15 protein-coding genes are annotated in these 15,580 nt (G+C 32.7%); 9 read left to right on the forward strand and 6 right to left on the reverse strand.

What is annotated here, in order from left to right; translation table 11 throughout:
• Positions 1-250, forward strand: a 250-nt coding sequence (locus tag LY08_RS13525) for a hypothetical protein (protein WP_158526740.1), incomplete at its 5' end; no start/stop codon positions are given.
• A gap of 90 nt (positions 251-340) precedes the next feature.
• Here LY08_RS13525 and mnmE read toward each other — a convergent pair.
• Positions 341-1,732: a tRNA uridine-5-carboxymethylaminomethyl(34) synthesis GTPase MnmE gene (gene mnmE, locus LY08_RS12625; RefSeq protein ID WP_111660812.1), complete on the reverse strand. Its 1,392-nt coding sequence runs from the start codon at positions 1,730-1,732 to the stop codon at positions 341-343.
• A gap of 65 nt (positions 1,733-1,797) precedes the next feature.
• On the opposite strand from mnmE, the gene LY08_RS12630 reads away from it, so the two are divergent.
• Positions 1,798-2,310, forward strand: coding sequence for a peroxiredoxin family protein (locus LY08_RS12630; RefSeq protein WP_111660813.1), 513 nt, complete (start codon positions 1,798-1,800; stop codon positions 2,308-2,310).
• Here the strand turns inward: LY08_RS12630 and LY08_RS12635 are convergent.
• Positions 2,307-2,942, reverse strand: coding sequence for a rhomboid family intramembrane serine protease (locus tag LY08_RS12635; protein WP_111660814.1), 636 nt, complete (start codon positions 2,940-2,942; stop codon positions 2,307-2,309). The genes LY08_RS12630 and LY08_RS12635 overlap by 4 nt on opposite strands.
• Positions 2,943-3,005: 63 nt before the next feature.
• Between LY08_RS12635 and LY08_RS12640 the strand changes: the two genes are divergently transcribed.
• The gene (locus LY08_RS12640; RefSeq protein ID WP_111660815.1) at positions 3,006-3,896 is read left to right on the forward strand and encodes a lysophospholipid acyltransferase family protein; all 891 of its coding nucleotides are present in this window, start codon (positions 3,006-3,008) and stop codon (positions 3,894-3,896) included.
• Positions 3,897-3,903: 7 nt separating this feature from the next.
• Here LY08_RS12640 and LY08_RS12645 read toward each other — a convergent pair whose 3' ends face one another.
• The 3 genes from LY08_RS12645 to LY08_RS12655 are packed head-to-tail and all read right to left on the reverse strand — an operon-like array spanning position 3,904 to position 7,886.
• Positions 3,904-5,403: an aminotransferase class V-fold PLP-dependent enzyme gene (locus LY08_RS12645; protein ID WP_111660816.1), complete on the reverse strand. Its 1,500-nt coding sequence runs from the start codon at positions 5,401-5,403 to the stop codon at positions 3,904-3,906.
• 27 nt (positions 5,404-5,430) lie between these two features.
• Complete coding sequence (glmM, locus tag LY08_RS12650) at positions 5,431-6,819, reverse strand: phosphoglucosamine mutase (protein ID WP_111660817.1); 1,389 nt, start codon at positions 6,817-6,819, stop codon at positions 5,431-5,433.
• A complete protein-coding gene (locus LY08_RS12655; RefSeq protein WP_158526741.1) occupies positions 6,816-7,886 on the reverse strand; it encodes an acyltransferase family protein in 1,071 nt (356 codons plus the stop codon). Before LY08_RS12655 ends, glmM begins: the two co-directional genes overlap by 4 nt.
• Before the next feature lie 40 nt (positions 7,887-7,926).
• Between LY08_RS12655 and LY08_RS12660 the strand changes: the two genes are divergently transcribed.
• The 3 genes from LY08_RS12660 to LY08_RS12670 are packed head-to-tail and all read left to right on the forward strand — an operon-like array spanning position 7,927 to position 10,964.
• Positions 7,927-8,523: an acyl carrier protein phosphodiesterase gene (locus LY08_RS12660; protein ID WP_111660819.1), complete on the forward strand. Its 597-nt coding sequence runs from the start codon at positions 7,927-7,929 to the stop codon at positions 8,521-8,523.
• On the forward strand, positions 8,520-10,199 hold the full coding sequence (gene ggt / locus LY08_RS12665) for a gamma-glutamyltransferase (RefSeq protein WP_111660820.1): 1,680 nt from the start codon (positions 8,520-8,522) through the stop codon (positions 10,197-10,199). Before LY08_RS12660 ends, ggt begins: the two co-directional genes overlap by 4 nt.
• A 51-nt stretch (positions 10,200-10,250) precedes the next feature.
• Positions 10,251-10,964: a hypothetical protein gene (locus LY08_RS12670; RefSeq protein WP_111660821.1), complete on the forward strand. Its 714-nt coding sequence runs from the start codon at positions 10,251-10,253 to the stop codon at positions 10,962-10,964.
• Positions 10,965-11,002: 38 nt separating this feature from the next.
• On the opposite strand, the gene LY08_RS12675 is transcribed toward LY08_RS12670, so the two are convergent.
• The gene (locus LY08_RS12675) at positions 11,003-11,527 is read right to left on the reverse strand and encodes a hypothetical protein (RefSeq protein ID WP_111660822.1); all 525 of its coding nucleotides are present in this window, start codon (positions 11,525-11,527) and stop codon (positions 11,003-11,005) included.
• Positions 11,528-11,658: 131 nt separating this feature from the next.
• Here LY08_RS12675 and uvrA point away from each other — a divergent pair, with 131 nt between their 5' ends.
• From uvrA to LY08_RS12690, 3 genes are all read left to right on the forward strand, one after another.
• A complete protein-coding gene (uvrA, locus tag LY08_RS12680) occupies positions 11,659-14,505 on the forward strand; it encodes an excinuclease ABC subunit UvrA (RefSeq protein ID WP_111660823.1) in 2,847 nt (948 codons plus the stop codon).
• Positions 14,506-14,573: 68 nt separating this feature from the next.
• On the forward strand, positions 14,574-14,741 hold the full coding sequence (locus LY08_RS12685; protein WP_111660824.1) for a lmo0937 family membrane protein: 168 nt from the start codon (positions 14,574-14,576) through the stop codon (positions 14,739-14,741).
• 146 nt (positions 14,742-14,887) lie between these two features.
• A complete protein-coding gene (locus LY08_RS12690; protein ID WP_111660825.1) occupies positions 14,888-15,577 on the forward strand; it encodes an LOG family protein in 690 nt (229 codons plus the stop codon).
• Positions 15,578-15,580: the final 3 nt, after the last annotated feature.

Raw genomic sequence — 15,580 nt, forward strand, 5'->3', positions numbered from 1 at the left:
CTTGCGAGCCTTATATGCCCTTTTTGCACAAGTATCACCACAGTATTTAGTAACTGTTGTGCGTGCTGTAAACGCATTACCGCAATGCTTACAAGTTTTAGGAATGAATAAATTACTGCTCATAAATGGTGCTTTATGTAGCGTAATGGTGCAGCGTGGTGCGTTATGGTGCATCATTTCGCCTTTATTTTCGCCAACAGATTTGGGCAACAAATCCGTATTTAAGGCAACAGATATACAACAAATTTAATCAAAAAAGAGCAATAAAGCAACAAATAAAAGAAGATAAAAACCTATAAAAACAACAATAACAAGTGATTAACAAATAAAAGAAAGTAAGTTACTTCCCAATACAGAAATTGGCAAAAATATTACCTAATAAATCATCACTTGTAATCTCTCCAGTAATCTCACCAAAATGATACAGAGCTTGTCTGATGTCTATTGCTAATAAATCTCCCGATAAACCGGTTTCTAAACCATGTTTTACTTTTTCTATCTCTTCTGAAGCTTTTAGTAGCGAGTCATAATGACGTGTGTTAGTAACAATAGTTTCGTTATTACGTAATGCTCCAGTATTGACAAAACCAATTAATTTTTCTTTTAAAGAGTCGACACCAACACCAGTTTTAGCAGATAATAAATGAATGGTTTCAAATTGAGAGGTAAGCGCTACTTTATCTGCATCATTTAACTTATCAATTTTATTAGCAATGATAAGCATAGGTTTAAGCGGAAAACGATTTTTTATTTTTTCTATTTCTACTTTTAATCTAGGACCTTCTGCTTTAAATTCTTCAGCAGAAAAAAGCAAAACAACTACTTGTGCTTGTTCAATTTTTTCGAATGTCTTTTTTATACCAATACTTTCAACAACATCTTTAGTGTCTCTAATTCCAGCTGTATCAATAAATCTAAAACCAATCCCTTCAATAACTAATTCGTCTTCAATGGTATCTCTAGTGGTTCCAGCAATATCACTAACAATAGCTCGCTCTTCATTTAATAACGCATTAAGTAAAGTAGATTTTCCAACATTAGGCTCTCCAACGATTGCTACAGGAATTCCGTTTTTAATAACGTTACCTACTGCAAAACTATCTATTAATCGTTTTAATACAAACGAAATACGTTCTACCAAGGTCTTAAATTGGCTTCTATCTGCAAATTCTACATCCTCCTCTGCAAAGTCTAATTCTAACTCGATTAAACTGGCAAAATTCATCAATTCTTCACGTAGTTTTGCAATTTCGCTAGAAAAACCACCACGCATTTGCTGCATCGCAATTTGGTGTGACGCTTCATTATCGCTAGCAATTAAATCTGCTACAGCTTCCGCTTGGCTTAGATCTAACTTTCCATTTAAAAACGCACGAAGTGTAAATTCTCCTGCATTAGCCATTCGGCAACCTTTACGAAGAAATAACTGTATAATTTCTTGTTGTATGTAAATTGATCCATGACAGGAAACCTCTACAACGTCTTCACCTGTATAAGAATTAGGATTTTTAAATACAGATACCAACACTTGGTCTATGGTTCTTTTATCATCAATAATATGACCTAAATGTATGGTATGCGTGTTTTGTTTTACAAGCGATTTATTGTTTTTTACAGACACAAAACAACCATCTGCAATTGCAATAGCATCCTTTCCAGATAATCTTATAATTGCAACTGCTCCTGCTCCGGAAGCGGTTGCTAATGCTACAATAGTATCGTTATAAATCATGTTGCAAAAATAGTCATAAAATATTCAATTTTTATATTTTATATTTGTGATAAATAATAACGACAATGAGACCATACATATTTCTTTTTTTAATCGCTTTATTAGGTAGTTCTTGTAAACAAGAACCACAAAAACCTTTAGTTTTTGGGACTAATATAGGAGATTACGCACCTACATTTACAGCTAAAACACCAGAAGGTACAGACTTATCTTTAGGAGATATAAAAGCTAAACTTGTTATTTTAGACTTTTGGGCAAGCTGGTGTGGACCTTGTAGAAGAGAAAACCCTAATGTGGTAAAAATGTATGATAAATATCATGACAAGGGGTTAGAAATTGTTGGAATCTCTTTAGACAAAGCAGGTCAAAAAGATCGTTGGATTAAAGCGATAGAGCAAGATAAATTAACTTGGAAACACTTATCTAACTTAAAAGGATGGGATGAGCCAATTGCACAAACTTATGGCGTACGTTCTATTCCTGCAACCTATATTTTAGATGGAGACGGAAAAATTATTGCTAAAAACCTTCGTGGTCAAGCATTAGAAAATAAAGTGGCTGAAATTTTAGACAACTAGATTTTACCTAATTTTTGCATTACAAATAAAACTACTATTGGAATAGCTAATATAAGTACCATTTTTAAATCATATTCCAACAAATAAGGTGCTAATATCAAAGTAGTTGCATAACCACCTACTGCACCTCCAAAATGGGCATCGTGACCAATATTGCCTATTTGTTTTTTCATTCCGTAAATAGAGTATAGTAAATACCCAATTCCAAAAAGCCAACCAGGAATGATAAAATTTATTTCCATCCATGGATCAAACAAAATAGCAGAATAAATAATACCCATTACTGCTCCACTTGCTCCTACTGCACTGTAATGATAATTATCTTTATTAAATACTAAAGACAGTAAACTACCTGCTAATAAACTAACCACATAAATAATTACAAATTTAGTTTCGCCCACTTGCCTTATTACCATCCAAGCAAAAAAGTACAAGGTTATCATGTTAAACAACAAATGTTGTGGGTTTACATGTAAAAACCCAGAGCTAAAAACCCTGAATTGCTCTCCACGTTTTATTGCACCAACATTAAATTTGTATTTATCAAAAAAATCATAATCTTCAAATCCTTTATAGGAAATAATAACATTAGCTGCTATAATTATTATGGTGATGATATCTAAATTACCCATTTTCAAGTTTAAGTTTCAATCAAATATAACATATATTTGTCCTCGCAAAATTAATAAGTATTAATGCAATTTTTAGCCTATATTTTAATTTATCCCTTTTTATGGTTAGTTTCTATACTTCCATTTAGGTTATTATATGTATTTTCTGATGGACTCTATTTTTTAATCTATTATGTTATAGGTTATAGAAAGAAAACCGTTGTTGAAAATCTAAACTTAGTTTTTCCAGAAAAATCTGATGCAGAAATCAAACGTCTTACCAAACGTTTTTATCATCATTTATGTGATATGGTTGTTGAAGCTATTAAATCATTAACGATTTCTGAATCGCAAATGATGAAACGAATGACGTTTTCTAATATTGAAGAAATACATCAACATGAAAACAATAACAAAAGTATTGTTTTAATGTGCGCACATTATGGTAGTTGGGAATGGATTTTTATTCTTCAAAATCATGTAAAAAGCAAAGGTTATGCTGTGTATAAGCAACTTGGTAATAAATATTTTGATAAATTAGTAAAACGAATTAGAGCCAAATACAACTCCTACTTAATCACTACCAAAGACACGTTTGAAACGTTGCAAAAAGCAAAAAATAAAGGCGAATTAACCATTAATGGGTTTGTATCAGACCAAAGTCCAAAACCATGGAAAGCACACCATTGGCTGGATTTTATGGGAATACATGTACCTGCACATACTGGAGCAGAATTATTAGCAAAAAAATTAGATATGGCTGTTGTGTTTTTTGCTGTTAAACGCATTAAAAGAGGGTACTACCAGACAACTTTTACAACTCTAGCTGAAAACCCAAATGAGTTTAAAGACTACGAAATTACTGATGCTTTTTTCAAGTTAGTAGAACAACAAATCTATGAAGCGCCAGAATACTACCTTTGGACGCATAAACGTTGGAAGCATCGTGGTAAAACTGCAGAGGATTTTAAATAGCTCAATATTATAACTCAAACCAATCAGAAACTCTTACGTCTTGAGTAGGCATAAAGGTTTTGTGGATAAACTCGTTATTAGCTTTATTATATTCATAATCCTTAGCCCATTCTTTATGATGTTTTGCTAAAGCCTGAATACTCTCACAGACATAATCAATCTCATTACAAGTCGTTGTTGGATGTATAGACATACGAATCCAACCTGGTTTATGCGATAAATCTCCTGCTGAAATCTCGCAAGTTAACGAGTGCGATTTTTCATAATCTACATGCAACAAATAATGCCCATAAGTACCAGCACAACTACAACCACCACGAGTTTGAATACCAAATTTATCATTTAATAGCTTGACACCTAAATTAAAATGTAAATCGTCTATATAAAAAGATATCACTCCTAAACGATCTTTATGCGTAGGCGCTAAAATATTTATTCCTTCAACATCTTCAAGATTTGCAAATATCTGGTGGATTAATTCATGTTCTCTATCTAAAATGTTTTTTACTCCCATTTGGTCTTTCAGCTTAATAGCCAAAGCAGTTTTAATGGTTTGCAAAAAACCAGGTGTACCACCATCTTCTCTATCTTCAATATTATCGATGTACTTATGTTCTCCCCAAGGATTGGTCCAACTTACAGTACCACCACCTGGACAATCAGGTATCATGTTTTTGTATAATTTTTTATTAAACACCAAAACACCAGAAGTTCCTGGTCCTCCTAAAAATTTGTGTGGCGAAAAGAATATGGCATCTAAAGCTTCGTCTTCATTTTCTGGATGCATATTGATATCTACATAAGGTGCAGAACAAGCAAAATCTACAAAACAAACACCACCATGTTGATGCATTGTTTTTGCAATTTGATGATAAGGTGTTTGGATACCTGTAACATTACTTCCTCCAATAACAGACGCTATTTTTAAAGGGCAATCTTTATATTTTTCTAAAAGAATTTCTAAATTTTCAAGACTAAATAAACCATCCTCACCAGCTGGAATTACTTCTACCTTTGCCATAGTTTCTAACCAAGAGGTATGATTAGAATGGTGTTCCATATGAGTAACAAAAACCACAGGACGGACTTCGTCTGGAATATTTGTAAATTTTCGTAAGTTTTCGGGTACTTTTAATCCTAAAATACGCTGAAACTTATTAACCACACTAGTCATACCGTTACCTGCAACAATCAATACATCATCTGCATTACTATTAACATGTCCTTTAATTATACGCCTTGCATTATGGTAGGCATTTGTCATTGCTGTACCAGACACAGTAGTTTCGGTATGTGTATTGGCAACAAAAGGTCCAAATTGATTCAGTAATTTATCCTCAATTGGTCTATACAATCGTCCAGAAGCTGTCCAATCTGTATACACCATTTTCTGAATCCCATAAGGCGATTCAAACGCTTGGTCTATACCCACAATGTGCTGTCTAAACTTAGAAAAATAAGTTTCTAATTCAGATTTATTGGTTCGTTGTGCTTTTGTAATGTACATAACTAGTTGGTTTACAGATTAAAAATACTAAATATTAGCTATTTCTTTGATTTCTGAAATAATTTTATCTGCTAAAGTATCTGCTTCGTATTGGCTTTTGGCTTCGGTATAAATTCTAATAATTGGTTCTGTATTACTTTTACGTAAATGCACCCAGCTTTCTGCAAAATCTATTTTTACACCATCGATGGTGGTTAAATTTTCATTGCTATATTTTGCTTCCATTGCTTTTAAAATAGCATCCACATCTAACGTTGGAGTTAATTGGATTTTCTTTTTGCTCATAAAATAGCTTGTGTAGGTTTTACGTAGCTCACTTACACTTATTTTTTTATCTGCTAATAAGCTTAAAAATAAAGCCACACCTACTAAAGCATCACGACCGTAATGAGAAGCTGGATAAATAATTCCGCCATTACCTTCACCTCCAATCACTGCATTATTTTTTTTCATTAAAGTCACCACATTAACTTCACCTACAGCAGACGCTTCATAAGTTCCTCCATGTTTTTCGGTGACATCTCTAAGTGCTCTAGTTGAGCTCATGTTACTAACTGTGTTTCCAGGATTTTGACTCAATACCCAATCTGCACAAGCTACTAATGTGTATTCTTCTCCAAACATTTCTCCATTTTCGTCCATAAATGCTAGTCTATCTACATCTGGATCGACAACAATTCCAAAGTCTGCGTTGTGTTTTTTTACTTCGTTAGATAAATCTCCTAAATGCTCTTTTAAAGGCTCGGGATTATGCGGAAAATGACCCGTTGGGTCACAATACAATTTTACAGCTTCAACACCTAAGCGTTCTAGTAATAACGGAATTGCAATTCCACCAGTACTATTTACACCATCAACAACCACTTTAAAATTAGCAGCTTCAATTGCTTTGGTATTAACATACTCTAATGCTAAAACTTCATCAATATGCAAATCGATATAGGCTTCATTTTTAGTAATTTTTCCTAAATCATCAACCTCTGCAAAAGTCATTGCATCAGATTCTGCTATTTCTAATATTTTTTGTCCTTCAGCACCATCTAAAAATTCGCCTTTAGCATTTAAAAGTTTTAAAGCATTCCATTGTTTTGGATTGTGACTAGCAGTTAGGATAATTCCTCCATCTGCGTGCTCCATTGGTACAGCAATTTCTACAGTAGGTGTCGTTGATAATCCTAAATCTACAACATGAATACCTAAGCCTACCAACGTATTCATAACTAAGTTTTGTATCATATCTCCAGATAAGCGTGCATCACGACCAACAACTACTTTATAATCTGTTTTGTTACGTTGTTGCTTTAACCAGGTTCCATAAGCAGATGCAAATTTAACTGCGTCAATTGGTGTTAGATTATCACCAACAGTTCCGCCAATAGTTCCTCTAATTCCAGATATAGATTTTATTAATGTCATTCTCTAAATTTGTTTTTTAATTTTAAAAAATAGGTTTCGTAATATTTAAAAGACACATGTGCCATTATAATAGTAATCGCAAAAGTTAATAAGTAAATTAAAATGATAGTTATAATATCGTTAAATAATTCCTGCTTTTGAAGTTTCAAAAATAAGAAAACTACCGCGTTTAATGCGATAACATGAAACATATAAATTCCGTAGGAGATTTGTCCTAAATAATTTAGTGCTTTGCTTCTAATTTCGACTCCAAAATTATTGTGAGCTATGGTATGAATAAACAACCCAAACAAAACCATGGTAAATAGATTAAAAAAGGCTAAAGTTTCAAACTCAAAAATTGAGGTTGTAAAATATAGCACTGTTGACAGAACTATTACTAATGGTACTAGTTTTGACCGTTTTAAAAATTCTAACTTCTTTTTTTCTTCTAAAACTGCTATAATTCCGCCAAAAAACAAAAAGAAAAACACCATAATAAAACGTCTTAAATTGTCAAAGGGTTCTAGGTGATATATTATAAAATAGGTTGCAGTAATCAATACTAAAAATTGTAATATGCTACGTTTAGGCATTAGAAATAGTAATGGAGCCACTATTATATAAAATTGTTCTTCAATACCTATAGACCATAGTACTTCTAGAATTCCTCCAGGTTTAAATAACTCTGATAATACATTTGGCAAAAAGAAAACCGACAACAAAACACCATCTATAAGATTATAATTATTATCAAAAGGAATCCCTATTTTTGGAAGTATTACCCAATAAAACAAAAAGCCAAAAACGACAATTAAATAGTATAAAGGAAATATGCGTAACACACGTCTGATATAAAATTTTTTAATTGAAAAAGCATCCCTCTGCTTATCGCTGTAAATAATTTTTATAATTAAAAATCCACTTAGCACAAAAAACATGTAAACAGCTTCTATCCCACGATTAAAAATTGGCGCCTCCAAAAAATACGGAAGTCCTTGATTACGACATAATTGAGGTAAGTGAAAAAACACTACTAAACTGGCTAGCAAAAACCGTAAAACATCTAAGTTGGGTAATCTATTCAAATTATAAAATTTACAGGTTAAAAATACATATATTTATGAGATGAATTTTCTAGCGCACATTTATCTTTCTAATAATAATAAAATGGTAACTATAGGTAACTTTATAGCTGATGGGATTAGAGGTAAAAAATATAAAGAATACCCAAAAGATATACAAACGGGTATTTTACTACATCGTCAGATAGATACCTTTACCGATGCGCATCCAACCGTTAGAAAAAGCACTAAACGATTACACAAAAATTATGGTCATTATGCAGGAGTAATTGTAGATATTTTATACGACCATTTTTTAGCTAAAAACTGGGAACAGTATTCTAATATTCCTTTTGCTGAATATATCGATGATTTTTATGATACCTTAGAAAAACATTTTGAAATTTTGCCACCACGCATTCAAAAAATGCTACCACATATGTTAGCAGATAATTGGTTGTTAAGCTATGCTTCCATTGAAGGCATAACAAAAGTGTTGGAAGGTATGAATAGACGGACTAAAAACCGTTCTCAAATGAATTTAGCTGTCAACGAATTGGAAGCATTTTATAAAGAATTTGAAGCAGAATTCACCAGTTTTTTTGATGAACTAATTACTTTTTCTAAAACTAAACTAGCCGAAATACAATCTAAACAATGAAACAAATAGTATTCCTTTTATTAATCTCTATGACTTTTTACAGCTGTAAAAAGTCAAAGGTAGTTGGACTAATTACCGATAATGCAATGGTCGTATCTGCACGTGAGGAAGCCTCTAAAATTGGTACAGATATATTAAAACAAGGCGGTAACGTTTTTGACGCCATGATTGCAACAGATTTAGCTTTAGCAGTCTGCTACCCTTATGCTGGTAATATTGGTGGTGGTGGCTTTATGGTTTACAGGCTAAAAGATGGAAGCATTGGTGCATTAGATTACCGCGAAAAAGCCCCAAAATTAGCAACCAAAGACATGTATTTAGATAGTTTAGGTAATGTTATTCCAGATTTAAGCACCAAAGGTGGATTAGCGGTTGGTGTACCAGGTACTATAGCTGGATTGTTTGAAGTACACAAAAAATTTGGAAGCTTACCTATAGAAATGATTATGGAGCCTGTTATAGACTTAGCTAGTCGTGGTTATGTGGTTACAAAAAAAGACCAAGACGTATTAGACGAAAAACGTCAGGATTTTTTAGAGGTGAATACAAGCCCAATTTTATTTAGCAAAGATTGGAAAGCAAAAGATACCATTAAACAACCCAACTTAGCCAATACTTTAAAGGCGATAATGAAAGATGGTCGGGACGCCTTCTACAAAGGAGAAATAGCTGAAACTTTAGCAACATTTATTCAAGCAAATGGTGGTATTATTACGGTTGAAGATTTAGCAAATTATGAAGCTGTTTGGCGCACACCCATTACATTTAAATATGACGATTTAAATATCATATCCATGTCTCCTCCTTCCAGTGGTGGTATTTGCCTAGCTCAAATTATGAAACAAATAGAACCGTTTCAATTGGATGAATTTGGACACAACTCGTTAAAATCGGTTCAAGTCATAACCGAAGCAGAACGTCGTGCGTATGCGGATAGAAGTTTCTATTTGGGTGATCCTGATTTTGTTAGTATTCCGCAAGAAGAATTAATCAGTATTGATTATTTAAGTAACAGAATGGCTGATTTTTCTTTTTATAAAGCAACACCTTCCACCGAAATTTCACACGGAAAAGTAGAAATTATTGAGAGTAATGAAACCACCCACTACTCTATTGTAGACCATTTTGGCAATGCTATTGCTGTAACTACAACTTTGAATTCTGGATTTGGCTCTAAGTTATACAGTCAAGAATTAGGTTTTTTTCTTAATAACGAAATGGACGATTTTTCTAGTAAACCAGGAGCACCTAATGTGTATGGATTAATTGGTGCAGAAGCTAATGCGATTTTGCCAGAAAAACGAATGCTTAGCTCTATGACGCCAACAATTATTGAGAAAAACGACAAGCTTTACATGACACTAGGGACACCTGGTGGTTCTACAATTATCACTTCTGTTTTACAAACTATACTAAATGTGCATGAATATAAGATGAGTATGCAAGAAGCGGTAAATGCGCCAAGATTTCATCATCAGTGGTTACCTGACGAGATTAGAATGGAACCAAATTCGTTCTCCTCAGAGCTTATTAATCAATTAGAAGCAAAAGGTTATAAAATCAATCAAGAAAATGCTCCTGTTTTAGGAAAAGTGGACGGAATATTAATTTTAGAAAACGGACAATTGGAAGGTGGAGCAGATCCAAGAGGTGATGATACTGCTGTAGGATTTTAAACTAAACAATTTAGAGATAACTAATCCGTTTAATTGTTATAACTTTATACAATGAAATCTAAAAAAATCATAAAAATTATAGCTGGTGTTGTTATTTTTTTGACATTACCTAGCCTATTGTTTTTTGGTTTTGTGTATTTAAAATATAACGAAGACTTACCTATTGGTAGTCAACCAGAAAAAGCAGATATATTAGCCCATAAAATGCTAATTGCCTTAAATGCTGATGCCTACGATGCTACAAATTATATAGAATGGACTTTTAAGCGAAAACACCATTTTAAATGGAATAAAAAAGATAGTGTTTGTGAAGTAAATTGGAGAGAATACAAAGTTGATTTAGACTTGAATAACCCATCAAAAAGTGTGGCTTACATCCATAATTTTAGAATTGATAATGAAAAAAGTATCGAGTTAATTGATACTGCAACTAAATATTTTAACAACGATTCATTTTGGCTAGTTGCACCCTACAAAGTATTTGATAAAGGCACCATAAGACGTATAGTCAAACAAGATAATAAAGATGCCTTGTTAGTTACTTATACCAAAGGAGGCACTACTCCTGGCGATTCTTATTTATGGATTTTAGATGAAAACTACAAGCCTACAAAATTTAAAATGTGGGCAGACATTTTACCAATTGGAGGTTTAGAAGCAACTTGGACCGATTGGAAAACCACCCAAAGTGGTGCACAACTCCCAACCCATCATAAATTATTGTTTTTTGGCTTACATATGGGTGATGTTAAAGGAACTAAATAAGTAATAAGTAAATAGTTATTTTAACTTTTAACTAAAAATCACTTCCCTTTTTGTCCTACAAACTGTTGTTCTTTTATTTTAAACAGTACATTAAATGTGGTTAAGCTTCCATAAATACGTGTAATGTATTGTTGTAAATCTATCTTGTCTTGTTCTTCAAGATTGCTAGAGTTTATTTTTTGTTCCATAACACGTAAACGGTCACGAACCATGGTTATTTTATGAAAAAAATCTTCAATTTTTATTTCTTTACTTTTTAAATTTTCATCAGCTGGTTTAAGCTCTAAAGTACCACCTTTCCATTTGTCGCCAATTGGCACAATTTCCGACACATCGCTATACTTTTTTAAGATTTGGACTAAACTACTTTCAATATCAAAAAAACTAACTGTATCGACCTCGTTTTCTGAAGCTTCAATAGTTTCAAAATCACCATTTAATGGTATGGTTTCCAATCCGTTGTCTATAAAAGTTACCCAATAGTGTTGGTTATCTACGTTAGTGACTACTCCTTTTCCGTATTCAGGATGATTAATTCTTGATCCAATTCCTAATAATTTCATGTATTACTTTTTTAGTGTATCAAAAATAGTAATTATTAAGAAAACCATAACCAACTCAACTTCTAAAAGACATACAAAATGCGTATCTTTGCAACTTTGTCAGTTTCAGGACAATTAAGTGTAAAAATGCTATGACTAATTTTGAAGAAAACATAGAGGTTAAAGGTGCTAGAGCACATAACCTAAAAAATATTGATGTCACTATCCCACGAGAAAAACTAGTGGTTATTACTGGTTTGTCTGGTAGTGGAAAATCGTCATTAGCATTTGATACTATTTATGCCGAAGGACAACGTCGTTACATCGAAACTTTTTCTGCTTATGCCAGGCAATTTCTTGGTGGTTTAGAGCGTCCTGACGTAGATAAAATTGATGGTTTATCTCCCGTAATTGCTATCGAGCAAAAAACTACTAGCAAATCGCCACGCTCTACAGTTGGTACAATTACCGAAATTTATGATTTTTTACGTCTATTATTTGCTAGAGCTAGTGATGCTTACAGCTATAATACTGGCGAAAAAATGGTAAGTTATAGCGACGAGCAAATCAAACAATTAATTACAGAAAGTTACAAAGGAAAACGCATTAATGTGTTGGCACCTGTTATACGTTCTAGAAAAGGTCACTACAGAGAATTGTTTGAACAAATAGCTAAACAAGGTTTTGTTAAGGTCCGCACAGATGGCGAAATCAAAGATTTAGTGAAAGGCATGAAACTAGATCGTTATAAAACGCATGATATAGAAATTGTTATTGATAGATTAAAAATTGATGATGGTGTAGACAATGACAAGCGACTTACCGAAACGATTAATACTGCCATGTATCATGGTGATGATGTGTTAATGGTTATAGACCAAGACACACAAGAAGTCCGTTATTTTAGTCGCAGCTTAATGTGTCCTAGCTCTGGAATTTCTTACCCAAATCCAGAACCCAATAATTTTTCTTTCAACTCACCTAAAGGGGCTTGTCCAAATTGTAATGGGATTGGTACCTTATATCAGGTTAACGAGAAAAAAATTATACCAGATGATTCATTATCGATAAAATCTGGAGCTTTAGCGCCTCATGGTCCAGAAAAAAAGAGTTGGATATTTAAACAGTTTGAAACGATTGCAGAACGCTATAAATTTAAATTAAGTGATCCTTTTAAATCTATACCTGCAGAAGCTAAACAAGTCATTTTGTATGGTGGAAATGAGAAGTTTTCTGTAGAAAGTAAAACCTTAGGCATTACTAGAGATTATATAATAGATTTTGAAGGTGTTGCCAATTTTATTGAAAACCAATATAAAACTGCTGATTCTACGTCTTTAAAACGTTGGGCTAAAGACTACATGGACAAAATTAAATGTCCAGAATGTGAGGGTTCTAGATTAAGAAAAGAGTCTTTATACTTTAAAGTAAACCAAAAAAATATTGCCGAATTAGCTAATATGGACATTAGCGAGTTAGCAGATTGGTTTAAAAATGCTCCCAAACAATTATCTAAAACGCAACTAAAAATTGCTGAAGAAATTATTAAAGAAATTAACGCCAGACTTCAGTTTTTATTAGACGTTGGTTTAGATTATTTATCAATAAATCGCAGTTCTAAATCCTTGTCAGGTGGTGAAGCACAACGTATTAGATTAGCCACTCAAATTGGATCTCAGCTGGTTGGCGTACTGTATATTTTGGACGAGCCAAGCATAGGTTTACACCAACGTGATAATGAAAAATTGATTAATAGTTTAATATCGCTTCGTGATATTGGCAACTCTGTAATAGTTGTAGAGCATGATAAAGATATGATAGAGCGTGCAGACCACGTTATAGATATTGGTCCTTTAGCAGGTAAACATGGTGGAGAAATTATTAGTCAAGGGACACCAAAGCAATTATTAAAAGAAAACACATTAACTGCAGCTTACTTAAACGGAACAAAAGAAATTGAAATCCCCAAAAAGCGTCGTGAAGGTAATGGACACTTTTTAGAACTTAAGGGGTGTACAGGAAATAATTTAAAAAATGTCTCTGTTAAATTTCCGTTAGGTAAAATGATTGGTGTTACTGGTGTTTCTGGTAGTGGAAAATCTACGTTAATTAACGAAACCCTCTACCCTATTTTAAACGCTCATTATTTTAATGGTGTAAAAAAACCAATGCCTTATAAAAGTATTAAAGGTTTAGAGCATATCGATAAAGTTATAGATATAAACCAATCACCAATTGGTCGTACTCCACGCAGTAATCCTGCAACTTACACTAAAACCTTTGATGAGATTAGAAGTCTGTTTGCTAAAATACCAGAAGCTATGATACGTGGTTATAAACCTGGACGATTTAGCTTTAATGTGGCTGGAGGACGATGCGAAACCTGTAAAGGTGGTGGTTTACGTGTTATAGAAATGAATTTTCTTCCAGATGTTTACGTCGAGTGTGAAACCTGTCAAGGTAAACGATTTAATCGTGAAACTTTAGAAATTCGTTATAAAGGAAAAAGCATTAGTGATGTGCTAAACATGACTATTAATGATGCTGTAGAGTTTTTTGAAAACATTCCTAAAATTCATAAAAAACTAAAAACCATTAAAGATGTTGGTTTAGGTTATATCACCTTAGGACAACAAAGTACTACACTTTCTGGTGGAGAAGCACAGCGTATTAAATTAGCAACCGAGCTTAGTAAACGCGATACAGGTAATACCTTTTATATATTAGACGAACCCACAACTGGACTTCATTTTGAAGACATTAGAGTGTTAATGATTGTGTTAAACAAATTAGCCAATAAAGGAAATACTGTTTTAATTATAGAACACAATCTAGATGTAATTAAAACTGTAGATCATATTATTGATATTGGATATGAAGGCGGTAAAGGTGGCGGACAGGTTGTTGTTGAAGGTACTCCAGAAGAGGTGGCAAAACACAAAAAAAGCTATACTGCAAAATTTTTAAAGAAAGAATTACACCCTAGAAAAAGTAAATAATATAGACCAAAACTTATTATTTAAAATTTATTGTTTAACTTTAGTATCTAACCATTAAATTAAATATTATGAAAGGTATTCTTTGGCTAGTCGCTGTCATATGTATTATTTTATGGGTTCTAGGATTCTTTAATATTATTGAAGGTATTGGAACTAATAAATTGATTCATGTATTATTAGTAATTGCAGTAATTGTAATTTTGTATAATATTATTTCTGGCAGAAAACCACTCTAAATGTAGTAAAACATTAAACCTCTTATCAAAAAAACAAAAGACCACTAAAATGTTGGTCTTTTTTTTTGTTTAAATTTTGGTAATAAAACAAATAAATCTTTTTAAACCATTAAATTTGTTTGTTTAAAAATTATTAAAATTATTATATGAGAAAAGAACAACATCCAAAAGGTTGGAATGAGAAAAAAACAAACGATTCTTGGGCGATTTTTAAAATCATGGGAGAGTTTGTTAATGGCTTTGAGAAAATGAGTGCAATTGGACCGTCGGTTTCTATATTTGGATCTGCACGTACAAAACCTGACCATAAATATTATAAACTAGCTGTAGAGGTTGCAGAAAAAATTGTAGAATCCGGTTACGGAGTTATTACAGGTGGTGGACCAGGTATTATGGAAGCTGGTAATAAAGGAGCACATTTAGCTGGTGGAACATCAGTTGGGTTAAACATCGATTTACCATTTGAACAACATGACAACCCATATATAGACTCTGATAAAAGTTTAGATTTTGATTACTTTTTTGTTAGAAAAGTGATGTTTGTTAAGTATTCTCAAGGTTTTGTTGTTATGCCTGGAGGTTTTGGTACTTTAGATGAATTGTTTGAAGCAATCACTCTAATTCAAACTAATAAAATAGAAAAATTCCCAATTATTTTAGTGGGTACAGACTTCTGGGAAGGTTTAATGGAATGGGTTAGAACTACGCTTTTAGACAGTTTTGCCAACATCAGTGCAGGAGATTTGGACCTTATTCATTTAGTAGATACCGCAGACGAAGTTGTTGATATTTTAGATAGTTTCTATAAAGATTATGGATTAAGTCCAAACTTCTAAAAT

This window comes from Olleya aquimaris (assembly GCF_003259525.1).
Taxonomy (GTDB): Bacteria; Bacteroidota; Bacteroidia; order Flavobacteriales; family Flavobacteriaceae; genus Olleya; species Olleya aquimaris.